This window comes from Burkholderia sp. IT-111MI5, assembly GCF_949752865.1.
Classification (GTDB): domain Bacteria; phylum Pseudomonadota; class Gammaproteobacteria; order Burkholderiales; family Burkholderiaceae; genus Burkholderia; species Burkholderia pyrrocinia_C.
Map to the genome: position 1 here is coordinate 71,124 of NZ_CATKIF010000014.1, position 23,224 is coordinate 94,347.

Annotated in this window: 20 protein-coding genes; 5 read left to right on the forward strand and 15 right to left on the reverse strand. The window is 66.6% G+C overall.

Annotated elements, in window-relative coordinates:
• Positions 1–6: 6 nt before the first annotated feature.
• Positions 7–2,073 carry an acyltransferase family protein gene (locus ACM6JT_RS16110; RefSeq protein ID WP_414856825.1) on the forward strand — a complete coding sequence of 689 codons (2,067 nt, stop codon included), beginning with the start codon at positions 7–9 and terminating at the stop codon, positions 2,071–2,073.
• Here the strand turns inward: ACM6JT_RS16110 and ACM6JT_RS16115 are convergent.
• Genes ACM6JT_RS16115 through ACM6JT_RS16140 form a run of 6 tightly spaced genes read right to left on the reverse strand, consistent with a single transcriptional unit; the run spans position 2,039 to position 5,670 of the window.
• Positions 2,039–3,064: a hypothetical protein gene (locus ACM6JT_RS16115; RefSeq protein WP_414856826.1), complete on the reverse strand. Its 1,026-nt coding sequence runs from the start codon at positions 3,062–3,064 to the stop codon at positions 2,039–2,041. The two genes, ACM6JT_RS16110 and ACM6JT_RS16115, sit on opposite strands and share 35 nt — an antisense overlap.
• Positions 3,061–3,555 (reverse strand): DUF2514 family protein, encoded by a 495-nt coding sequence (locus ACM6JT_RS16120; protein ID WP_414856827.1) that lies wholly within the window; start codon positions 3,553–3,555, stop codon positions 3,061–3,063. Before ACM6JT_RS16120 ends, ACM6JT_RS16115 begins: the two co-directional genes overlap by 4 nt.
• On the reverse strand, positions 3,552–3,971 hold the full coding sequence (locus ACM6JT_RS16125; protein WP_414856828.1) for a lysozyme: 420 nt from the start codon (positions 3,969–3,971) through the stop codon (positions 3,552–3,554). The genes ACM6JT_RS16120 and ACM6JT_RS16125 overlap by 4 nt, the downstream gene beginning before the upstream one ends.
• Positions 3,958–4,236 (reverse strand): holin, encoded by a 279-nt coding sequence (locus ACM6JT_RS16130; RefSeq protein WP_414856829.1) that lies wholly within the window; start codon positions 4,234–4,236, stop codon positions 3,958–3,960. Before ACM6JT_RS16130 ends, ACM6JT_RS16125 begins: the two co-directional genes overlap by 14 nt.
• Positions 4,233–4,565, reverse strand: a complete 333-nt coding sequence (locus ACM6JT_RS16135) for a holin (protein ID WP_414856830.1) — start codon at positions 4,563–4,565, stop codon at positions 4,233–4,235. Before ACM6JT_RS16135 ends, ACM6JT_RS16130 begins: the two co-directional genes overlap by 4 nt.
• A 25-nt stretch (positions 4,566–4,590) precedes the next feature.
• Positions 4,591–5,670, reverse strand: coding sequence for a hypothetical protein (locus ACM6JT_RS16140; RefSeq protein WP_414856831.1), 1,080 nt, complete (start codon positions 5,668–5,670; stop codon positions 4,591–4,593).
• A 61-nt stretch (positions 5,671–5,731) separates the two neighbouring features.
• Here ACM6JT_RS16140 and ACM6JT_RS16145 point away from each other — a divergent pair, with 61 nt between their 5' ends.
• The 3 genes from ACM6JT_RS16145 to xth all read left to right on the forward strand — a co-directional run bounded on the left by ACM6JT_RS16145 (position 5,732) and on the right by xth (position 7,615).
• Positions 5,732–6,514, forward strand: coding sequence for a hypothetical protein (locus ACM6JT_RS16145; RefSeq protein ID WP_414856832.1), 783 nt, complete (start codon positions 5,732–5,734; stop codon positions 6,512–6,514).
• A 23-nt stretch (positions 6,515–6,537) separates the two neighbouring features.
• Positions 6,538–6,762, forward strand: coding sequence for a helix-turn-helix transcriptional regulator (locus ACM6JT_RS16150; RefSeq protein WP_414856833.1), 225 nt, complete (start codon positions 6,538–6,540; stop codon positions 6,760–6,762).
• 76 nt (positions 6,763–6,838) lie between these two features.
• Positions 6,839–7,615 (forward strand): exodeoxyribonuclease III, encoded by a 777-nt coding sequence (gene xth / locus ACM6JT_RS16155; RefSeq protein ID WP_034183542.1) that lies wholly within the window; start codon positions 6,839–6,841, stop codon positions 7,613–7,615.
• Positions 7,616–7,637: 22 nt separating this feature from the next.
• On the opposite strand, the gene ACM6JT_RS16160 is transcribed toward xth, so the two are convergent.
• The 4 genes from ACM6JT_RS16160 to glnA all read right to left on the reverse strand — a co-directional run bounded on the left by ACM6JT_RS16160 (position 7,638) and on the right by glnA (position 14,127).
• Positions 7,638–9,755, reverse strand: coding sequence for a prolyl oligopeptidase family serine peptidase (locus ACM6JT_RS16160; protein ID WP_217589364.1), 2,118 nt, complete (start codon positions 9,753–9,755; stop codon positions 7,638–7,640).
• An 89-nt stretch (positions 9,756–9,844) separates the two neighbouring features.
• Positions 9,845–11,362, reverse strand: coding sequence for a nitrogen regulation protein NR(I) (gene ntrC / locus ACM6JT_RS16165; protein ID WP_243564711.1), 1,518 nt, complete (start codon positions 11,360–11,362; stop codon positions 9,845–9,847).
• 46 nt (positions 11,363–11,408) lie between these two features.
• Complete coding sequence (glnL, locus tag ACM6JT_RS16170; RefSeq protein WP_034183539.1) at positions 11,409–12,551, reverse strand: nitrogen regulation protein NR(II); 1,143 nt, start codon at positions 12,549–12,551, stop codon at positions 11,409–11,411.
• Positions 12,552–12,711: 160 nt separating this feature from the next.
• Positions 12,712–14,127: a type I glutamate--ammonia ligase gene (gene glnA / locus ACM6JT_RS16175; RefSeq protein ID WP_034183538.1), complete on the reverse strand. Its 1,416-nt coding sequence runs from the start codon at positions 14,125–14,127 to the stop codon at positions 12,712–12,714.
• A 405-nt stretch (positions 14,128–14,532) separates the two neighbouring features.
• Here glnA and ACM6JT_RS16180 point away from each other — a divergent pair, with 405 nt between their 5' ends.
• The gene (locus ACM6JT_RS16180; protein WP_414856834.1) at positions 14,533–14,997 is read left to right on the forward strand and encodes a rhodanese-like domain-containing protein; all 465 of its coding nucleotides are present in this window, start codon (positions 14,533–14,535) and stop codon (positions 14,995–14,997) included.
• Between the two features lie 110 nt (positions 14,998–15,107).
• Here ACM6JT_RS16180 and ACM6JT_RS16185 read toward each other — a convergent pair whose 3' ends face one another.
• From ACM6JT_RS16185 to hrpA, 5 genes are all read right to left on the reverse strand, one after another.
• A complete protein-coding gene (locus ACM6JT_RS16185) occupies positions 15,108–15,923 on the reverse strand; it encodes a competence/damage-inducible protein A (protein ID WP_034183536.1) in 816 nt (271 codons plus the stop codon).
• Positions 15,920–16,747, reverse strand: coding sequence for an EI24 domain-containing protein (locus tag ACM6JT_RS16190; protein WP_034183535.1), 828 nt, complete (start codon positions 16,745–16,747; stop codon positions 15,920–15,922). Before ACM6JT_RS16190 ends, ACM6JT_RS16185 begins: the two co-directional genes overlap by 4 nt.
• Before the next feature lie 111 nt (positions 16,748–16,858).
• A complete protein-coding gene (locus ACM6JT_RS16195) occupies positions 16,859–17,833 on the reverse strand; it encodes a sterol desaturase family protein (protein WP_105391895.1) in 975 nt (324 codons plus the stop codon).
• 16 nt (positions 17,834–17,849) lie between these two features.
• Entirely contained in the window at positions 17,850–18,839 is a 990-nt protein-coding gene (locus tag ACM6JT_RS16200; protein ID WP_034183533.1) for a beta-propeller fold lactonase family protein, read from the reverse strand.
• A gap of 180 nt (positions 18,840–19,019) precedes the next feature.
• A complete protein-coding gene (gene hrpA / locus ACM6JT_RS16205) occupies positions 19,020–23,219 on the reverse strand; it encodes an ATP-dependent RNA helicase HrpA (protein WP_131946356.1) in 4,200 nt (1,399 codons plus the stop codon).
• Between the last annotated feature and the right edge of the window lie 5 nt (positions 23,220–23,224).

Genomic DNA, 23,224 nt, shown 5'->3' on the forward strand with positions numbered 1-23,224 from the left:
ACGACAATGCGCCCTGAGAAAAAACCTTTTCACGCCCCGTACATTGATGGCCTGCGCGCAATCGCCGTCCTGTCCGTGGTCATCTACCACCTGAATCCGAAGTGGCTTCCGGGCGGCTTCGCGGGCGTCGACGTGTTCTTTGTGATCTCCGGATTCGTCGTGGCGATGTCGGTGAGCGAGCTCGGCAACCCGGGTCTCGGCAAGTTCCTGTCGTACTTCTACGCGCGACGCCTGGTGCGCATCGCACCGGCGCTCGTCGTCATGCTGCTTGTGACGTTCATCGCTTCCGCGCTGTTCATTCCCGAAGCGTGGCTTTCGTCATCGAATCAGCGGACCGGTATGTTCGCGTTCCTAGGCCTGTCGAATTTCATTCTCTCGGCCAACACCGGAAACTATTTTTCGCCAGTCGCGGAATTCAACCCGTTCACGCATACCTGGTCGCTCGCCGTCGAAGAACAGTTCTATCTGGTATTCCCGTTGCTGTTCGTCCTGTGGCTGCGCGGCCGCCGCGCGCTGTCCGTGACGATTTTCGCAATCGCGTTAGTCGCGTCTTTCGTGTGCGCGATCTGGCTCGGCCGCACGAACGAAACGCTTGCCTTCTACATGATGTGGTCCCGCTTCTGGGAACTTGGCATCGGCGTGCTGCTGTTCCAGATCATGCATGCGCGTGGGCATTCCTTCGACATGGAAAGCCCATACCGCCCGTGGTTCGCCGTAGTCGGCGACCTCGGCCTCATCGCTCTTGGCGCGGGGTTGATCACGGCGCGCCCGGAATCGGCGCCGTTCCCTGCGTGCGTTCTCCCTGTTGCGGGTACGGCGATGATCCTCGGGGCGCTGCACGGCCGACGCGGCGGCGTTGCCCATATCCTGCTGACGCGGCGAGCGATGAAGTACCTCGGCAAGATCTCCTACTCGCTGTATCTCTGGCATTGGCCTGTCTTTGTTCTGTTCCGCTGGACCGTCGGTCTGGAATCGCCCGTATGGCAAGCAACGGCGCTTGCGCTTGCCGGCGCCCTTTCGGTGCTGTCTTACCATTTCGTCGAGCAGCCGCCGCGAAGCATGGCGCGCAGGGCAAAGAAGCCTGCAACGATCGCCGCCGGCCTCGCGCTCGTGGCATGCGGCTACGTGGCGTCCTCGGCCATCGCTTCGAACCAGCCGCGTATCTCCCTGAGCACCGTTACGCAAAACACCGCACTCTGGTATCCCGAGGGACCAAGCGGCGTCCAGGCACCCAACGGTTGCGCGGTCGCTTCGTCATTGCGCAATTTCTCAGGCGGCGCCGTGTTCGTGCGCGAACGGACGGGGTGCAATGCCGCACCGACGTTCGCGCACAATGTATTCGTCATTGGAGATTCACATGCGATGGCGTACACCGGAATGCTCAAACAATTCGCCGCGCGCACCGGCGCTACGATCTACGCCTATAACGTGGGCGGCTGCCCTTTCATGAGCCTGCAGCCGTGGGCGCCCGGCCGCGATGACACGTGCAAGGCGTTCGGCGATGCCGCCGTGGCCGACATGCTCCCGAAGATCAAATCGGGCGACGTGGTGCTTCTAGCGTCGCTGCGCCTGCCGCGTATGGTCGACCAGTGGGCGGTGTTCGGTGTGGAGTCGGCAAAGAACGCTGTGTTCAGTGAAGCCGCGCAGCAAGGCCGCGATGCCGGCGTGCGCGCTGCTGTCCCTGTCCTGCGGCAGTTTGCCGACCGCGGCGCGCGCATTGTTCTCGAAGCGCCGACACCAATGCTCGAGAGCATCCCGTATCGCTGTGCTGACTGGTTCAACAGCAGCAATCCGATATGCGCGCAGGGCCTTTCCGTCCCGCGCTCGCTGCTGGAAGACTTGCGCGCACCGATTCTCGCGGCGTACGTGCAGATCGGGCATGCGGTTCCCGGCGTTCAGGTATGGGACTCGATGCCGACGCTTTGCCCAGGCTCAGAGTGCCATGCTTACCGCGATGGCAAACCGATCCTGTTCGACGGCGATCACCTAAGCTATTTCGCGAACATGCTGTTGTTGCCATCGTTCACCACGCTCGTCGTCAACGGGGGCGACGTGCACGCAGCGAGCCGCTAGCGGTCATTGTGCTACCCGAGAACGACGAGCTCGCGACGCAATATACAGTCGTCGTAGATGCAAATTTCTTGCGAACAACAGGCGTGCCGATCGCCGGGGCTCCGGATGTACCAGGCCACGACGCGCCCACGTTAGCTACATAGGTGCCAAGCCCTTCGTAAGTGGCGGAAGTCACGGACACGCCCGCGCCGTATGTCGTCGTATTGGTCGCGCTATTCGGCGTGAACTGAGCACTACATTGGATGTCCCAATCTCCGGCCCCCAACGAGATGCTAGATACGTTGGCGACAACGCCATTTGTCAAGGACACGCCAGAGAGATTTGTCGGTGACGGAAAATCACCGATGCTTCCGGCAGCCGCATCGTCGTTCGTCGCGGTCGCCTTGATGCCGACCGTCGACGACGGAGTGATCAGGCCCGACGCGTTGACCGTCGTGAACGACGCAGCATTGCTCCCGCCCGTAATCGCCGTCTGCACGTAGGCAGTCGTCGCGACCTTCGTCGTATTGTCGCCAGCCGTTGCGGTGGTCGCCGTGGCCGCGCCGAGCGCCGGTGCGCTCAGGCTGGTGATGTCGGTATTCGCACCGCTCGCGGCCGCGCCGAGCGACGAGCGCGCCGCGCTTGCGGTCGCGGCCCCGGTACCGCCGTTCGCAACCGGCAGCGGGTCAGCGACGAATGCATAGGCGCCGGCGCCGGTGCGCTTCAGGAAGCCGGTGCCCGAGAACCCGGTGATGTTGTCGAGGCATGCCCCCGCCGCAGCGCTGCAGCCCGTGCCGCCCTTGGCGACAGTTGCGACTGGCAGGTCCGACACCGCGAGCGCGCGGAACGTGGGCGCGCCAGACGCTGCGGCGGGACCGGCGAATACAGTGCCGGCGGATACCGACGGCCAGGTCGGCACCGACACCCAATTGATCAGCGTCGACGGAACCATCGTCGCCGCGTGCGCGGCCGACATCAGCGCGAGCAATGCGCCGGCGAGAATCTTTTTCATTGTGTGCCCTTCGTCACGTTGGAAATGGTTAGCGCGTCGTAGTCGCGCTCGCACTGCTTGCCGGCGATGCCCCGCTCGTCAGCGATTTTCGCCAGATCTCCCGCGCGCTCGTCAGCCCGGCCGAGCACGTCGGCAAGCAGATCGAGGGCGTCGCCGGTTGCCGGGCTTCCGGCGGCAGTGGCGGAATGGCGGGCGGCTGCGACGAGTTGATCGACCCGCTGCTGCAGGCCGCCAGCGGCAGCGCGAGCAGCAAAAGCATCCGCGAGCGCGGCAGTACGTTGTTGGTTCGCATCGTTTGCGATCTCCGATTGCGCCGCGGTGCGGCGTTGTTCTTCGGCGCGCGCCGCCGCTACGGCTACGAGCTGCGCCTTCTGCGCTGCGGTAGTCGTCGCGCGCACGCCGTCGGCGTGGCCCTTGAAATAGCAGCCGCCGGCCGTGATCGCGAGCGCGATGATGACGGCCAGCCAGACGCGGGGATCGAGGATCGTCATGCGCCGCTCCGCATCATGTCGGCAAGGCGCTTTGCCCGGTCGCCCACCTGCCCGGCCCACTTCGATGCGAGCATGCCGCTGGCCGCCGCCGCATAGTCGCCCCGCTTCATCGCGGCGAGCGTGTTCACGAACGTCAGCAACTTGCCCTGCATGTTGAACACCATGTTCATCACGACGCGCTGGCGTACCGGATCCAACGATCGCCACCACGGCAGATTGCGATCGAGCCATGCCTCGGTTTCGGCGACGTCGTTCTGGTACATCAGATCGATCTCGTTGTCGCGGAACCCTTTGTCGGTGAGGTTGCGGCCGATGCCGCCCGACACCTTGCCGACCGTATCAACGTAGATGCGCGCACGGCGCCCTTCATCGAGCGTGAGCTCGGCTTTCAGCTTGATCGGGTCATAGCCAGCCATGCCGCCCTCCCTTCTTGTGCCAGTAGACGACGCGCGCGACGATCCAGACGCACACGATCGCGAGCCCGACCAACATCAGCGTTTCGGGCATGTCGATCGCGTACGGCATGCGAATCGGCTTGAACAGGTTCACCGCCGACGCGAGGCCGATGATTGAGAAACCGAGCGTGCCCCACCAGCCGGTGACGAACACGTTCGTGACGGCGATCCACATGCAGAACAGCAGCACGACGAGATTCGCGAGATAGAAGATCGTGACCATCATTGCCCCCCAAGGAAGCGTCGTTTCAGGGCCCCGATGATGTCGGCTGTGTTGATTTCCTTGAACAGCTCTTTTGTGATCGCCAGGCCGAACAACCCGACGAGAAAGCCGATCGCCTGCTGCGCGCCGCTGTCCGCGATCGCGAACCACGCAACGATCAGCGGCCCGCCGTAGTACGCGACGGCCGCGCCAGAGAGGAACGAAACGACTTTCTGTTTGCGGGTCAGCCCTTCGCCGATAAACCCGAGCGCGATGAGCGATCCGATCGCGCCGGGTAGCAGCTTCCAGAGAAGCGCGCCGACGGCCGCCGTGCTGGTGGTAGGTTCAGCCATTATTTGACCCTCGAGCGTTGAGCCATCACGACAGCTTCTCCACATTGAAATACACCTTGTACGTGGGGCTCGTAGTTACGCCAGAGAAGTCGACGCGATAACTGATATACGTTCCCACCGCGCAGTACACGACCTGATCCCACGATGTCCAGCCGGTGTTGGACGCGACCGAAGTAGGATTGACCGTATTGGTGTTCTGCCCGTCGTTCCACTCCATGTGCGGCGTCACGAGCCCGCCGGCGGAACCGGCACCCGTGATCACGAGATAGCCTGACAATCGGTACAGCCCCGACTCAAGGACTGCGTAGGGCGTGATAGCGGCGGAAGCCACGGCGCCGGTTTGAGCCTGGAACGTCTTGGAAGCCCATCGCCCCGGCAGCGCTGGCACGACGAGGTTGGGCAATTCCGGATAGGACGCGCCATTTGCACCAAGCACTGAGTGCAGCACGTTAGGCCCGAGTGTGCCGCCAACGGTCCCGGGCGTGCCGATGTTTGCCCATCCGCACCCGTTGTCCACAGCTTGGAACCAGCAACCGGCCGGCCAGAATTGCCGGAAACTGTAGTCGAAGACGATGCCGCCACCGCCCGGCGGCGTGCCAAATATGTGCACGCCTACGAAGCCGCACGAGTCGGCCGCGCGCAGGTGGATCCCGGTGTTCGCGACCGCGGACGACATTTGAATGGTTGTCTGCGTGAACAGGTGGTAATCCGACGTCGAATCGGCCGCGCCGTCTAGCACGATCCCCTTCACGCCTGCGACGTCCGGGTTCTTGATCGTCGTGTTGTGCCAGCTGTTCTGAATTGCGTCGGTCAGGCCGACACCCGGGAATGTTGGATAGGCCGCCGATTGAATCGCAGCCCCCGTATGCCCGTAGATCGTCAGGTTGCGGCAATCTCCGTTCGAAGCCGAGTACGTAATGATGCCGTGCGTCGCGATCATGTTGCAGTCGATCGCGACATTCTGGACGCCCCACCCGATGACAGGGCCTTGCACCTGAAGCACCGGCGCTGCCACGCCAACCCACTTGATCTTGACCGTCGGCTCGCTCGTAAAGCCAGAGAATCCGAAATCTGTGAGCCCGGAATTTCCGACTGCGCGAAGCACGATGCCGTGCTTCGTCGACGCCGTGCTCGAGTTCCCATTTCCGATCTGGATCGACTCGTTGATGAGGTACCACCAGACGCGCCCGTTGCCGCATGCGCAGCCGCAGATTCAGGAAGCGCTCGCCGACTGCACAATCTCGCTCGACCCGGCCGACTGGTTCGACCTCGACGACCCGATCGTGCGCCCGGTCTACGTCGAGCTGCCGGCGGCCGCGCGGCGGCTGTACCGCGACATGGAACGGCAGATGTTCATGGAGATCGACGACAGCCCGATCGAGGCCATGAACGCAGCGAGCAAGACGATGAAGTGCCTGCAGCTCGCGAACGGCGCCGTCTACAAGCAGGAGGACGACGGCCGTGACACCGCGCCGTGGCACGAGGTGCACGACCTGAAACTGCAGGCGCTCGAGGAAATCGTCGAGGAAGCGGCCGGCATGCCGGTGCTCGTCGCCTACCACTTCAAGTCGGACCTCGCGCGGCTGCAGCGCGCGTTCCCGCGCGGGCGTCAGCTCGATCACAACCCGCAGACGATACGCGACTGGAACGCCGGCAAGATCCCCGTGATGTTCGCCCACCCGGCCAGCGCCGGCCACGGCCTGAACCTGCAGGACGGCGGCAACATCCTCGCGGTATTCGGCCACTGGTGGAACCTCGAGGAATACATGCAGATCGTCGAGCGGATCGGGCCCGTGCGCCAGCTGCAGGCCGGCCACCGCCGCCCCGTTTTCATTTACCCGATCATCGCGCGCGACACGATCGACGAGGACGTCGTCGAGCGCCGCGAAACGAAGCGCGCCGTGCAGGACATCCTGCTCGACGCCATGAAACGCCGCGCGGGCCGCTGACGCGCAGACCAGGAGCAACCACCATGCCGCACACGCCTTTTCAAACCCCGGCCCCGACACCGCCTGCGAAGCTCTACAAGGTTCGCTACGTGATGGGCCTGCTCAGTATCTCGAAGACCACCGTCTACCGGCTGGTCGACGCTGGTAAGCTTCGTCTCGTCAAACTTGGCACCCGTTCCAGCTACATCACCGCCGAGAGTGTGGACGCCCTACTCGAGCAGTTGAAGCAACAAAATCGGAATGGGTAGCTAGACGGGTAGCCAAATGCAATTTCAAGCTACCCGCTTCCCGGAAACACCCGTCACACAAGGCGATGTATAATAGATGAAGATTGCCACCTGGAACGTCAACTCGCTCAACGTCCGCAAGCAGCACGTGCTCGACTGGCTCGCGCAAAGCGGCACCGACGTGCTGTGCCTGCAGGAACTGAAGCTGCCGGACGAGAAATTCCCGCGCGCCGATCTCGAAGCGATCGGCTACCGCAGCTGGTTCACGGGCCAGAGGACCTACAACGGCGTCGCGATCCTCGCGCGCGACACGCTGTCCGTCGACGAATCGGACATCGTGCGCAACATTCCCGGCTTCGACGATCCGCAGCAGCGCGTGGTCGCCGCGACGATCGACGGCGTGCGCATCGTGTCCGCCTATTTTCCGAACGGCCAGGCGCTCGACTCCGACAAGTTCGTCTACAAGATGCAGTGGCTCGACGCGCTGCACGCATGGCTGAGCACCGAGCTGCAGCGCCACCCGAAGCTCGCGCTGCTCGGCGACTACAACATCGCGCCGGAAGACCGCGACGTGCACGATCCCGCGAAATGGGAAGGCCAGAACCTCGTGTCGCCGCAGGAACGCGCGCACTTCACGAAGCTGATCGAGCTCGGCTTCGTCGATGCGTTCCGCCGCTTCGAACAGCCCGAGAAGACCTTCACGTGGTGGGACTACCGGATGATGGCGTTCCGCCGCAACGCGGGGCTGCGCATCGACCACATCCTGCTGTCGCCGGCGCTCGCCGCAACCTGCACGTCGTGCGAGGTCGACCGCACGCCGCGGACGTGGGAACAGCCGTCCGACCACACGCCCGTCGTCGCGGTCGTCGGCTGATCGCGCAGTAGCCCGCGCGCGTTCAGCGCCGCGCGGGCGCCGGCCCGAGATGGGCCCACAGGAACCCGAATTCGGCCGCGTCGGATTCGGCGCGTTCCAGATCGTCGGCGCTGCCGTGGCCGCCGTCGGTGTTCTCCCAGTACCACACCCGTTCGTGACCGAGCGCATGCATGCGCGCGGCCATCTTGCGCGCATGCGCGGGATGCACGCGATCGTCGCGCGTCGACGTCGTCAGCAGCAGCGGCGGATACGCGACGCCTTCGCGCACGCGGTGATACGGCGAATACGCGGCCAGCGCCGCGCCCTCGCGCGGATCGTCCGGGTCGCCGTATTCGTCGAGCCACGCGGCGCCCGCGTGCAGCTTCGGATAACGCCGCATGTCCAGCAGCGGCACGCGGCACAGCACCGCGCCGAACAGCTCCGGCCGCTGCGCCATGCACGCGGCGACCAGCAGCCCGCCGTTGCTGCCGCCCTCGATCCCGAGCTGCGCGGCGGTCGTCACGCCGGTGGCAGCCAGATCCTCGGCCACCGCGATGAAGTCGTCGAACGAACGCTGCCGGTGTTCGCGCTGCGCGTCGACGTGCCAGCGCGGCCCGAACTCGCCGCCGCCGCGGATGTGCGCGAACGCCAAGACGCCGCCGCGCTCGAGCCACCCGATGCCGAACGCATCGCTGTAGCCCGGCAGGTTCGGGATCGCAAAGCCGCCATAACCCGACAGCAGGCACGGCCGCGCGACGCGCGCGGCGCCGCCGGGCGCATCGAGGGCGTCCAGCGCATCGCGCGGCCCGATCAGCGTGTACGGCACCACCGTGCCGTCGCGCGAGCGCGCGCTTGCACGACGCACGACGAGCCCGGCCGCATCGAACTGCACCGGCGGCCGGTCGAGCAGCACGCGGCGCGACGGCGCATCGGCCGCGCGATCGGCAAGATCGGCCAGCCAGCATTCGGGCGGATCGAGATAGGTGTCGACGTCCACGTAGACTTCGTCGTTCAGCGTCGACTCGACGGGCTCGACGTCGATCTGCGCGTCGCCCGGCCAGTCGAACGGCCGCGCATCCCACGTCCACGTGCCGTCGTCGGCCTGCCGCGGCTGCCACAGCATCGTGCGGTTGTGCACGTCGTCGAGCCAGCTCGCGATCAGCATCGTGCGCGTGTGCGTCCACGTGCAGGCGGACGTCGACGGTTGCGGCGCGAACAGCGTCGTGAGCTCGCGCGACCCGGCCAGGAACGCCTGCTCGCGGATCGCGAGCAGCGAGCCGCCCGCATGGCGCACGCCGCCGCAGTCCCAGTCGAGGCGCGGCTCCAGCACGAGCCAGCCTTCCCAGAACCCGACCTCGACATGCGTCGGCACGTCGTAGCGCGCCCACTCGCCCGCGTCCGTCAGCCGGTACGCATGCGCGTCGAAGAAATCGACGCTGCGCCATGCGACGTGGCGGTTGTCGATCGGATCAAACCCAGCGCCCGCGCTGATATCGTCGGGTTCGCCGCGGAATACGACGGGCGCGTCGGCAAGCGGCGTGCCGCGCGCCCAGCGCCGCGCTTCATACGGATAACCGGCCGCGGTCGTATGCGCTTCGCCGCGATCCCAGCTCACGTAGACGGTATCGCGGTCGATCCAGCCGATCGTGTGATGCCCCGGCTCGTCGATCGTGAAACCGCCATCGACGAAACGGCGCTCGACGAGATCGAACTCGCGCACGACGACCGCGTCGGCGCCGCCCGGCGACAGCGACAGCAGCGCGCGATCGCCGTCCGGATACAGGATCGCGTCCTGCTCGAACACCCACGACTCGCCCTCCTCGGCACCGAGCGCGTCGACGTCGAGCAGCGTTTCCCACGCCGGACGGCCGGCGCGCCAGTCGTCCCAGCGCGTGCGGCGCCACAGCCCCTTCGGATGGAGATCGTCCTGCCACAGGTCGTAGGCCCAGTCGCGCCAGCGGGTCGGAATCACCGGGCGTTCGCGCGGCAGATACGCTTTCGCGAGACGCGCCGTGAGCGCGCGAAATGCGTCGTCGTCGCGCAGCGCGGCGCGCGTGCGCGCATTCTGCTCGTCGACCCACGTGCGGGCGCGCTTGCTGTCGAGCGCTTCGAGGAAACGGAACGGGTCGGCCCCGGCGGGCCAGCGGAAGGAATCGGACATTGCGGATCGGCGGATTGGGAAACTGCGTGCAAACCGCGATTATGTCCGATCGCGGCATGCGCGACGCCCGCGCATGCCGCGAATCGTGCTCAGGGCTCCAGGTGCAGTTCCTGGATCTTGCGCGTGATCGTGTTGCGGCCGATGCCGAGCCGCTCCGCGGCCTCGACCTTGCGGCCGCGCGTGAAGTCGAGCGCCTCGCGGATCACGGCCGCCTCGAAGCGGCGCGCGAGCTCGTCCATCACGTCGGCCGAGTTCTCGCGCAACAGCCGCGCGACTTCGGTGCGCAGGCCATGCTCCCACACCGGATAGCCGGCCGGCGCGCCGCCGCTCGGCGCGGCCGCGACAGGCGCGGATGCCACCGGCGCCGCACCGATCATCGGTTGCGCGAGCGCGGCATCGCCGCTGCTGCCGCGCGCATCCGCGCCGTCGCCCGTCGCGACGACCGGAGCACCGGTCGGCACGAGGTCGGGCGGCAGGTCCTTGATCTCGACCGTCTGCGCGGGCGCCATCACGGTCAGCCAGTTCGCGAGGTTCTCGAGCTGCCGCACGTTGCCGGGAAACGCCAGCGACGTCAGGTACGCGAGCGCATCGTCGGACACGCGCTTCGGCTCGACGCCGAGATCGCGCGCGCTCTTCTGCAGGAAGTGGCGCGTGAGCAGCGCGATGTCCTCGCTGCGTTCGCGCAGCGGCGGCAGGCGCAGCCGGATCACGTTGAGCCGGTGGTAAAGGTCTTCGCGGAACAGCCCCTGCCGCACGCGCGATTCGAGATTCTGGTGCGTCGCGGCAATCACGCGCACGTTCGCGCGCAGCGGGTTGTGCCCGCCGACCCGATAGAACTGCCCGTCCGACAGCACGCGCAGCAGGCGTGTCTGCAGGTCGAACGGCATGTCGCCGATTTCGTCGAGGAATAGCGTGCCGTTCTCGGCCTGCTCGAAGCGGCCCTGCCGCGTCGTCTGCGCGCCCGTGAACGCGCCACGCTCATGGCCGAACAGCTCGGATTCGAGCAGGTCCTTCGGAATCGCCGCGGTGTTCAGCGCGATGAACGGCCCGTTCGCGCGCGGGCTGTGACGGTGCAGCGCACGCGCGACGAGTTCCTTGCCGGTGCCCGATTCGCCGGTGATCAGCACCGTCGCGGCCGAATGCGACAGGCGGCCGATCGCGCGGAACATGTCCTGCATCGCGGGCGCCTGGCCGAGCATCTCGGGCGCCTCGGCGACGCGCTCGTCCTGCGGCGCACCGCCGCGCAGGCTTTCCTCGACCGCGCGGCGAATCAGCTCGACCGCCTTGTCGACGTCGAACGGCTTCGCGAGATATTCGAACGCGCCGCCCTGGAACGCCGCGACGGCACTGTCGAGATCGGAGAACGCCGTCATGATGATGACGGGCAGGCCCGGCAGCCGCTCGTGCATCGCCTGCAGCAGCTCGAGGCCCGAGCCGCCCGGCATGCGGATGTCGGACACGAGCACTTGCGGCGTCTCGTGGTCGAGCGCGGCCAGCGCGTCGCGCACGTTCGCGAAGCTCTTCGTCGCGAAGCTGTCCCGGGCGAGTGCCTTTTCAAGCACCCAGCGGATCGATTGGTCGTCGTCTACTATCCAGATCGGCTTCATAGGTCGGTCAGGTATGGGTGAATCCGGTGAATCGTGCTGTCGCCGCTCAATGGTCGAGCGGCAGCAGAATCTGAAATTCGGTACGTCCGGGCCGGCTCTCGACCTCGATCATCCCGTCGTGCTGCTGCACGAACGTCTGCGCGAGCGTGAGGCCGAGGCCGCTGCCGTCGTCGCGCCCGGACACGAGCGGATAGAAGATCCGGTCGCGGATCTCTTCCGGAATGCCGGGCCCGTTGTCGATCACGTGCAAGTCCAGTGCCAGCTTGTACAGGCGCTTCGCGATCGTGATCTTGCGCGCGATGCGGGTGCGCAGCTCGATCTTCGCGTCGCCCTGCGCGATCCGTTCGCGCAGCGCCTGCGCGGCGTTGCGCACGATGTTGAGCAGCGCCTGGATCAGTTGCTCCTTGTCGCCGCGCAGATCCGGCACGCTCACGTCGTAGTCGCGCTCGATCGTGAGCCCGCGCGGGAATTCCGCGAGCATCACCGCGCGCACGCGTTCGCACACTTCATGAATGTTCACGTCGCCGACGATGTGCGGATGCCGATGCGGCTCCAGCAACCGGTCGACGAGCGTCTGCAGGCGGTCGGACTCCTTGATGATCACCTGCGTGTATTCGCGCAGCTCGCCGCGCTCGCGCTCGCCGAGCTCGAATTCGAGCAGCTGGGCTGCGCCGCGAATTCCGCCGAGCGGGTTCTTGATCTCGTGCGCGAGGTTGCGGATCAACTGCTTGTTGACCGCGGTCAGGTCGTGAATGCGCTCCTCGCGATCGGTGCGCGACTGACGCTCGTTCTCGAACAGCTCGACGAGTACGAAATCGGGCGCGGTCTCGAGGAAGCCGACGATCGCGTGCACGTGCAGCGGTTCGCGGCCGGGCCGGTCGAGCACGGTATCGAGGTGCGTCGCGTGAAAGCGCTCCTCGCCGATCGCGGTGATCGTCGATGCGAGCTCGTTCGCGTTCGGAAAAATCTCGCCCCACGGCCGCTGCGCGAGCTGCCTGCGCGAGATGTCGAGCATCGCCTCCGCCGACGGGTTCGCGAACGCGATCCGCAGCGTCTTGCGGTCGAGCACGATCACGACCGTCGGCAGCGCTTCCAGCCCCGCAAGCAGGCCCGAACGCGCAAGCCGCTCGTCGTCCGTCAGCCGCTCGGGCTGCCCCGTCTTCGCCTTGATCAGATTCTTCAGAACCATCTGCGTGCTTGTCGCGCCTCAACGGGCCAGAAAATGAAAATCGTCGGAACAAAAAAGGGACGGCTGGACGCCGCCCCTTTCAGACTCCGCCGCTCCCGCCGCAGGCTGCGCGACGGGAACGAACCGGCAAAAAGGCGCTGAATCGAAGCGCCATCGCCGATTACAGCGAGTAGTACATCTCGAACTCGATCGGGTGCGTCGTCATGCGGAACTTCGCCAGCTCCTGCTCCTTCAGCGCGAGGTACGCATCGATCATGCCGTCCGTGAACACGCCGCCGCGCGTCAGGAACTCGCGATCCTTGTCGAGTGCTTCGAGTGCCTGGTCGAGGCCCGCGCAGACGGTCGGGATCTTTGCATCCTCTTCCGGCGGCAGGTCGTACAGGTTCTTGTCCGCTGCTTCGCCCGGATGGATCTTGTTCTGGATCCCGTCGAGGCCGGCCATCATCAGCGCCGTGAAGCACAGGTACGGGTTCGCCATCGGATCAGGGAAGCGCGTTTCGATGCGGCGGCCCTTCGGGTTCGACACGTGCGGAATGCGGATCGATGCCGAACGGTTGCGTGCCGAGTAGGCCAGCTTGACCGGTGCCTCGAAGTGCGGGACCAGACGCTTGTACGAGTTCGTCGTCGGGTTCGTGATCGCGTTCAGCGCACGGGCGTGCTTGATGATGCCGCCGATGTAGAACAGCGCCAGTTCCGACAGGCCGGCGTAGCCGTTGCCCGCGAACAGGTTCTGGCCGTCCTTCCAGATCGACTGGTGAACGTGCATGCCCGAACCGTTGTCGCCGACGACCGGCTTCGGCATGAACGTCGCCGTCTTGCCGTACGAGTGCGCGACGTTATGGATGATGTACTTCGACCATTGCGTCCAGTCCGCACGCTGCACGAGCGTCGAGAACTTCGTGCCGATTTCGTTCTGGCCCTGGCCCGCCACTTCGTGGTGGTGCACTTCGACCGGGATGCCGAGCTGTTCGAGCAGCAGGCACATTTCCGAACGCATGTCCTGGAACGTGTCGACCGGCGCGACCGGGAAGTAGCCGCCCTTCGTGCCCGGACGGTGGCCCGTGTTGCCGCCTTCGAATTCCTTGCCCGACGACCACGGCGCTTCTTCCGAGTTGATCTTCACGAAGCAGCCCGACATGTCCGTGTTCCACTGGACCGAGTCGAAAATGAAGAATTCCGGTTCCGGACCGAAGTAGGCCGTGTCGCCGATGCCCGTGCTCTTCAGGTACGCTTCGCCGCGCTTCGCGAGCGAACGCGGATCGCGCTCGTAGCCCTTGCCGTCGGCCGGCTCGACCACGTCGCAGGTCAGCACGAGGGTCGACTCTTCATAGAACGGGTCGACGAATGCGGCGCTCGGGTCCGGCATGAGCAGCATGTCCGACGCCTCGATGCCCTTCCAGCCCGCGATCGACGAACCGTCGAATGCATGACCGCTTTCGAACTTGTCTTCGTCAAACGCCGAAACCGGCACCGACACGTGCTGTTCCTTGCCGCGCGTATCCGTGAAGCGGAAATCGACAAACTTGACGTCCTCGTCCTTCACGAGCTGCATGACGTCGGCGACGGTTTTACTCATAACCTCTTCTCCTGATTGAACAATTCCGGCGGACTGGGAACCGCCTCGTTTATCGAGCTGATCGGGGTCTTGCTTTGGCGCAGCGCGCCCCGATTCGACCGAATTCTATAAAGCAGCTTCCGTGCCACCCATGCGCAAGACTGGCACGAATCGCGCCGGCGCTCGCCGCGACGGGGCTGCGCTGCGCGATTCCGGGGCCTGGCGCCGCACCGGCCATCAACCGGAAGCACCGTAATGGTGCAATCTTCGCGATGCGCCGCGCCCGTCGAATCATTCTGGTGCATGCGTGCAATTCTGCACTCTTTTGGTGAGCGCGTGTGCGGTGCGTCCACCGTACCGCATGCGGACATCCGCGCCGCGGCGCCGCGCTAGAATGTTCGTTTGACCGATCAGGAGACTCCCACCATGAGTACGCTCGACCAGCTTTACGCGAAGGCCGACGAACGCCGCGCACAAGGCGCGCTCAACTACGCCGGCGCGCTGCTGCCGGTCGAGGCATTCGAACTGCTGCAGCTCAACCCGTCGGCGCGCCTCGTCGACGTGCGCACCCGTGCCGAACTCGACTGGATCGGCCGCCCGCTCGTCGGCGACGGCCAGTACCTGCACCTCGAATGGACGCGCTACCCGGGCGGCGTGCCGAACGCCGAATTCGTCAACGAACTGAAGGCGGCCATCGCGCCCGATACGCCCGTGCTGTTCCTGTGCCGCAGCGCCGCGCGCTCGAAGCTCGCCGCGGTCGCGTCGTCGCAGGCCGGCTTCACGAAGGCGTTCGACCTGCTCGAAGGCTTCGAGGGTGCAAAGGACGCCGAAGGCCACCGCAAGACGGTCGACGGCTGGTGCTTCCGCAAACTGCCGTGGATCGGCGCCTGACGGCGCACGCGCCCGACCGGTTGCGACAGCTTCATCGTCGAGCCGGGCGATGACATGCCGATGACGGGCCGCATTGCGCGGCCCGTCGCTTTTTGTACGCCCGCTCCCGGTCAGGCGCGCGACGTGTCGGGCTCGACGACGTCGCCGCCGAGCAGGTGCACGCCTTCGCGCAGCTTCACGAACGCGGCCGCGACCGCTTCCGGCTCCCCTTTCACGCCGAGGTCGATGTGACGGCGCGCGTAGATGCCGCCGCGCTCCGTATCGCCGACGCTCGGCAGGCTGAACACACGCACGCCCGGGAAGTCGCGCTCGATGCGCTCCATCAGCGGCGTGAGCGTCGATTCCGGCAGCTCGAACACGTACAGCGAGCGCTCCGCGTGCGGCGTCGCGTGATGCAGGTGCGCGTATTTCGTATCGAGCACCCATTCGATCATCGGCCAGGCCATCACCGGGAAGCCCGGCACGAAATGCAGATCGCCGACCGAGAAGCCGGGAATCCGGTTATAGCCGTTCGGGATGATCGTCGCACCCACCGGGAACACACCCATGTTGAAGCGGTGCTGGTTCTCCGGCGAGTCGAAGTCGACAGGCGTGGCCGGATCGGCATGCGTTTCCCGGATCCGCTCCGAGATCAGCACCTTCGCTTCCGGATGCAGTTCGAGCGGCACGCCGAGCGCGGCGGCCGCGCACTGGCGCGTGTGGTCGTCCGGCGTCGCGCCGATGCCGCCCGTCGAGAACACGATGTCGCCCGACGCGATCGCGCGTGCGAGCGTCGCCGTGATGCGTGCCGGATCGTCGCCGACATATTCGGCCCAGTCGAGCGCGAGGCCGCGCGCGCCGAGCAGCTCGATGACCTTCGCCAGATGCTTGTCCTGCCGGCGGCCCGAAAGGATTTCGTCGCCGATGATGATGATGCCGATGCTCATGCCTGCCCCATGTCGATTGCGGTGGCGCGCGCGCTCGCGCGCAGGTCCTCCAGCGCGCGCAGGCAATAGTGCCCGAACCACAGCGCCGAGAAGACGAGGATGAAAGCGTAAACCCAGATCATGGCCGCCGCGACGAACGGGAACAGCACCATCATCCAGACCGACGATACCCATACGAAGGTAGGCACGGTGCCGAGCAGCCCGGTCGCGACGCCGATGCCGATCAGCGGCCAGCGATGCTGCCGCACGAGCGCGCGGCGCTCGTCGCGGCTCGCGTGCAGCGCGAGCGCGTCGTAGGTCATCACGCGGTAGGTGAGCCAGCCCCAGATCACCGGCGGCAGCAGCGCGAAGAACGGCGGGATCAGCCACAGCGGAATCGTGACGACGAGCACGACGACGCCGGCCAGCGCCGCCCACAGCGAATTGAACACGCTGCCGAAGAAAGTGCCGCCCCGCTTCGCCTCGAGCGCCGCGAACTGCCGGTTCGACAGGTGCTTGATCACGACCGGCATCGAAATCGTCGCGATCAGCAGCAGCACGGTCAGCACGATCAGCGGAATCGCGAGCGACACGACCACGAACGGCGCGACGACCGCATGCAGCTGCGACATGCCGATCATGTCGAACGCGCGATACAGCGCGGCCGTCAGCACGAAGCCGTCGAGCGCGCCGCGCGCGAGGTCCAGCAGCGTCTGCCACGAGAACCACAGCAGGACGCCCCACAGGACGGCCGAGACGAGAAACGGCATCAGGGTGAGCCAGAGCATGCGCGGGTGCAATGCGCTCGCCAATGCCCGGACGAAGGAACGCAGCAAATCGTTCATGCGAGCCTGTATCGACGGAGAAAAACGGGGAAAGGATAAACCACGCGGCCCGCATGCGCCAAAGCGCATGCGGGCCGCGTGGGAGAGCCGCTCAACGGGAGAGTGACCGGGTCAGGCCGACGCCGCGCCGCGCTTCGCGGGGGACAGGCGCCGGAAGATTCGCACGAACGCGAGGCCGTGCTGCGCCCAGAAGCCTTCGCCGTAGGACACGCCGTCGACCTGTTCGCGGATGCCGGTCGGTTCGACCGTGCGGTTCCACGACGCGGTGCCGAACATCATGTCCCACCACGGGAACAGCACGCCGAAGTTGCAGCCGTACTTGGTGCCTTCGTGGCCGTAGCCGACCGCGTGGTGGCGCCGATGGAAGATCGGGCTCACGAGCAGGCGCTCGCCGAGCCAGCCGAACGACAGCCGCGCATTCGTATGCTGGATGCTCTGCATGAAGTTCGTGAACGCGGTCAGCACGACGAACTGCGACGGCGTCACGCCGATCACGAGCGCGATCGCCGCGAAGAAGCACGACTGGATCACGTCGTCGAGCAGGTGGTTGCGGTCGTCGCACCACAGCGACATCTGCCGCTGGCTGTGGTGCACGGCGTGCAGCTCCCACCAGATGCCGAACTTGTGCTGCCAGCGGTGATACCAGTAGCCGGCGAAGTCGAGCACGACGAGATAGATCGCGAACGCGACGATCGGCTGCGAGGTCACGCCCGGCCACAGATAGTCGAGGTTGACGTTCGCGACGCCGTGCAGGCGCAGCCATGCCTGGAAGTTGTCGAATACCGGCTGCAGCGCGAAGAAGAAGAACAGCGTGTAGATGCCGAGCTTCGAGATCGCCGTATAGATCACGTCGACCCGCACCGCGCGGCGGTTCTTCCAGCGTTCGACCGGCAGCAGCGCCTCGAGCGGGCGCAGCAGCGCGAACATCAGCACCATCTGCAGCGCGCCGATGATCACCCAGTACAGCGCGTCGTAGGTGTCCTCGTCATAGTCCATCAGGTTGAACTTGAAGAGGAGCGGCTGCACGACGTCGACGTACAGCCAGGTCTGGATGTCCGACACGAACGCATCGATCAGGTGCAGCATCGTTCGCCCCCGCCCGTTACGCGCCGTTTGCCGCCTTCCACGGCGCGCGGTCGTAGAAGTAGATGCCGTGCGGCGAGCGGCCGACGGAGATCGTCTGCACCAGCTTGCGCGACGCCAGGTCGATGATCCCGACCTTCTTCGCGAAGCGGAACGTCACCCACAGCGTCTTCTTGTCGGCGGACAGCTCCATGTCGTCGGGGCCCGGCAGCAGGCCGGTGATGTCGCCGACGTTGGTGAGCGTGTTCTCGTCGATGATGCTGATCGTGTTCGCGACCCGGTTCGTCACCGCGACGTGCGTGCCGTCGGCGAGCGAGCGGAAGTTGTGTGCGCCCTTGCCGGTCTGGATCGTCTTCACAACCTTCTGGTTGCGCCAGTCGACGACCGCCACGTAATCGGCGCCCGTCATCCCGACGAGCAGGTACTTGTCGTCCGGCGTGAGCCACAGGCCCGCCGGCACCTTGCCGACCGGCATCTTCCACTTGACCGTCTGGGTAGCGAGGTCGACCGCCGCGATCTCGCCGGACACCTGCAGCGACACGAGCACCGTCTTGCTGTCCTTCGTAAACGCGAGGTGGCTCGGCATTACCGCGAGCGGCAGGCGCTTCGCGATCTTCAAGTCACGGCCGTCGTAGCTGTAGATGTCGAGGCGATCGAGGCGCAGCCCGGTCGACACGAACCACTTGTGATCGGGCGAGAAGCCGAGCTGGTACGGATCCTCAATGCCTTCGACCGTGCGTTGCAGCTTGCCCGTCTTCGGATCGACGAACATCAGGCTGTTCGAGACCGAATTCGCGACGATCAGCGACGAATTGTCGGGTGCCGCCATCAGGTGGTGCGGTTCCTTGCCGGTCGGCATCGTGCCGACGACCTCGCGGGTCTGCTGATCGATCAGGGAAAGCGTCGCTTCGGCCGAATTGAGGACGATCACGTTATTCGCGTGTGCGGCGGGCGCCAGTACGGCGGCGGCCAGCGCGAGCGTGCGGCCGAGGGAAAGGAAAGTGCGCATGAAGACTCACGTCGTGGAACAACCGTCATTGTAAAACGCTCAACCGGCCTCGCCGGTTGACCGAAATCGGCGTTGCGCCACTTCGACGCATGCCGCGGCGACCGGACAGGCCGGCGCGGCATGCGCAGTACGGGCGGCCGGGGCCGGCCGCCGGTGCGGGCCTGGAAAACCGATGTTGCGCTAACGCTGCATCGACTCCCAGACCTTGTGCAGACGCTTGACAGAGACCGGCATCGGCGTGCGCAGTTCCTGCGCGAACAGCGAAATTCGCAGTTCCTCGAGCAGCCAGCGGAATTCCGCGAGCCGCGGGTCGGCGACGCCGCCGCGCTGCGACACCGCGCGCTGGTACTGCTGGGCAAGCGGCAGCAGGTCGGCTGACTGCTTCGCGTCGCGCGCCGGATCGGCCTTCAGCTTGTCGATCCGCAGCGCGATGCCCTTCAGGTAGCGCGGGAAGTGCGCAAGCTGCACGTAAGGCGTATCGATCACGAAGCGCTTGCCGACCAGCGCGGCGAGCTGCTGCTGCAGATCGGCGTGCGCCTGCGCGAACGGCTTCGCCTGCGCGAGTTTCTTCACGAGACCCGCGTATTCGGCGAGGATCTGCCCGACCAGCCGCGCGATTTCCTGCGCGAGCAGGTTCAGGCGGCTGCGGCCCTCGTCGCGCCGCGCGTGGAAGCTCGCGTCGTCGTCGGGCAGCGGGTCCTGCAGGCACGCGCGGTCGAGCGCCGTGTCGATCAGCTGGTCGCGCAGCTCGTCCTGCGTGCCGAGCGACATGTACTGCATCGCCATCTCGCGCAGGCCCGGCAGGTTCTTCTCCAGGAACTTGATCGGCTCCTTCAGCTGCAGCGCGAACAGCCGCCGCAAGCCGGCCCGGTGGATGCGCGCGGCCTCCTCCGGCGAATCGAACACCTCGACGTCGCAATGCGTGCCGCGGTCGACGAGCGCCGGGTAGCCGTACAGCGTCTGGCCGCGCCGGCGGATCTCCAGCAGCTCGGGGAGCTTGCCGAAATTCCACGTCGTCAGGTTCTCGTACAGCGCCGTCGCGCCGGCTTCCGCCGGTGCCGCCGTCTGCGGCGCCGCGCCCTTGCCGGCCTTCGCGCCGCGGCCGGCGGCACCGGCCGCGGCGGCGGGCGCCGTGGCCTGGCCGGCTGCCGGACCGGCATCGGCCTCGCCGCCGGTCGAGATCGTCGACGCCGCGGCGATCTTCTGGAACTGCTGCTGCGCCTGCGCGCCGAGTTCCTGGCGAAGCTGCGCGAGATTGCGCCCCATCGCGAGCTGGCGGCCGTGCTCGTCGATCACCTTGAAGTTCATGAACAGGTGCGCGGGCAGCGTCTCGAGCTTGAAATCGGCCGTCTTCATCGCGACCTGCGTCTCGCCGCGCACGTCGGCGATCAGCGCCTCGACGAGCCCGCCCGCGCCGAAGCGCTCGCGCCCCATCCGCTCGACGAAGCCGGCCGCATACTCGGGCAGCGGCACGCAGTGGCGGCGCAGCTTCTGCGGCAGCGACTTCAGCAGCAGCTGCACCTTTTCCTTCAGCATCCCCGGCACGAGCCACTCGCAGCGGCGCGCGTCGACCTGGTTCAGCGCGTACAGCGGCACCGCGAGCGTCACGCCGTCGCGCGGCGTGCCGGGCTCGAAGTGGTACGTGAGCGCCATCTCGACACCGGCCATCGTCGCGCGCTTCGGGAACAGCTCGGTCGTCACGCCGGCCGCCTCGTGGCGCATCAGGTCGTCGCGCGACAGGTACAGCAGCCGCAGCTTGTCCTCGGGCTGGCCGCCCTGCTTCACCTCGTCGCGGTACCAGCGCTCGAACGCGACGCCCGTGTGGATCCCTTCCGGAATCGCCTGGTCGTAGAACGCGTAGATCAGCTCGTCGTCGACCAGCACGTCCTGCCGGCGCGACTTGTGCTCGAGCTGCTCGATGTCGGCGAGCAGCTTGCGGTTGTGCGCGAAGAACGCGAGCTTCGTGTCGAACTCGCCTTCGACCAGCGCGCCGCGGATGAACAGTTCGCGCGCACGCACCGGATCCTGCTTGCCGAACGCGACGCGCCGGCGGTGGTAGATCGGCAGCCCGTACAGCGTCGCGCGCTCGTACGCGCTGACCTGCGCCGGGCGCTTTTCCCAGTGCGGCTCCGACAGCGATTTCTTCAGCAGGTGCGCGCCGATCTTCTCGACCCATTCGGGCTCGATCTTCGCGAGGCAGCGCGCGTACAGCCGGCTCGTCTCGACGAGCTCGGCCGCCATCACCCAGCGGCCGGCCTTCTTCGCGAGCACGGAGCCCGGCCACAGGTAGAACTTGATCCCGCGCGCGCCGAGATAGTGCGGATCGTCGTCGGCCTTCAGGCCAAGGTTGCCGAGCAGGCCCGTCAACAGGGCCAGATGAACCTGTTCGTAGGTCGCCTCGACTTCGTTGAGCCGCCAGCCGTGCTCGCGCACGACGGTCAGCAACTGCGAATGGACGTCGCGCCACTCGCGCAGCCGCAGGTGCGACAGGAAGTTCTGCCGGCACGCGTCGACCAGCTGGCGGTTCGACTTCTTGTGCGCGACGGCTTCCTCGAACCAGGCCCAGATCTTCAGCCACTGCAGGAATTCGGAACGCTCGTCGGCGAACCGGCGGTGCGCCTGGTCGGCCTGCTCCTGCGCTTCGATCGGCCGGTCGCGCGGGTCCTGCACGGACAGCGCGCTCGCGATGATCAGCACCTCGCGCAGCGACTGCTGGTCGCGCGCGGCAAGAATCATCCGGCCCACGCGCGGGTCGAGCGGCAGCCGCGCGAGTTCGCGGCCGAGCGGCGTCAGCGCGTTGTCGTCGTCGACCGCGCCGAGCTCGTTGAGCAACTGGTAGCCGTCCGCGATCGCGCGGCCCGGCGGCGGCTCGAGGAACGGGAACGATTCGATCGCCGTCAGGTGCAGCGACTTCATCCGCAGGATCACCGACGCGAGCGACGAGCGCAGGATTTCCGGATCGGTGAAGCGCGCACGCGCCTGGTAGTCGCTTTCCTCGTACAAGCGGATGCAGACGCCGTCGGCCACGCGGCCGCAGCGGCCCGCGCGCTGGTTCGCGGCGGCCTGCGAGATCGACTCGACCTGCAGCTGCTCGACCTTGTTCCGGTACGAATAGCGCTTTACGCGTGCGAGACCGGTGTCGACGACGTAGCGGATGCCCGGCACCGTCAGCGACGTTTCGGCGACGTTGGTCGCGAGCACGATGCGGCGCGCGTTCGACGCCTTGAACACCTTGTCCTGGTCGGCCGCCGAGAGCCGCGCAAACAGCGGCAGGATCTCGGTGTGCGGCGGATGGTGCTTGCGCAGCGCCTCGGCCGCCTCGCGGATCTCGCGCTCGCCGGGCAGGAACACCAGCACGTCGCCCGGGCCTTCGCGACACAGCTCGTCGACCGCGTCGACGATCGCGTCCATCAGGTCGCGCTCGGCCTCGCGCGCGGTCTTCACGCGGTCGCGGCCGGCCGTGCCTTCGGCATTTTTCACGGCCGGGCGATCCTCGGCCACAGGGCGGTAGCGCATCTCGACCGGATACAGCCGCCCGCTCACCTCGATCACGGGCGCCGGGCGCTCGTCGGTGCCGAAATGGCGCGCGAAGCGATCGGCGTCGATCGTCGCGGACGTGACGATCAGCTTCAGGTCCGGCCGCCTCGGCAGGATTTCCTTCAGGTAGCCGAGCAGGAAGTCGATGTTCAGGCTGCGCTCGTGCGCCTCGTCGATGATCAGCGTGTCGTACGCTTTCAGCAGCGGGTCGGTCTGCGTCTCCGCGAGCAGGATGCCGTCCGTCATCAGCTTCACGGACGCGCCCGGCGCAAGGTTGTCGGTAAAGCGCACCTTGTAGCCGACCACCTCGCCGAACGGCGTGCCGAGCTCCTCGGCGATCCGGCGGCCGGTCGACGACGCGGCGAGCCGGCGCGGCTGCGTATGGCCGATCAGGCCCGTGCCGCCGGCGCCGAGGCCGCGGCCGAGATCGAGACAGATCTTCGGCAACTGCGTGGTCTTGCCCGAGCCGGTTTCGCCGCAGACGATGACGACCTGATGACCGGCGATCGCGCGTGCGATTTCGTCGCGCTTGCCCGACACGGGCAGGCTCTCGGGGTACTTGATCGGCGGAACGGGATTCGGTGCGACGGCGGCGCGCGGCGGACGCTCGCGGCGCGGGGTGCGTGCATCGGGTGCGTTCGTCGTGGCCGGCTGGCGCGCATCGCCGCGGCGTTCGTCGCCGCGTGGCCCGCGTGGCCCGCGTGGCGATTGGCCCGCCTGCTTTTCCTGCTGCTGGCGCGGCGCCTGGCCCTGCTGCTGGCGCGCATCGGCCGCACCATCCGGGTGCCGGGCCGACGGCGCTTTGGCCCGCGTCGGCGCGGGACTTTTAGGTACATTCGACATGGGGG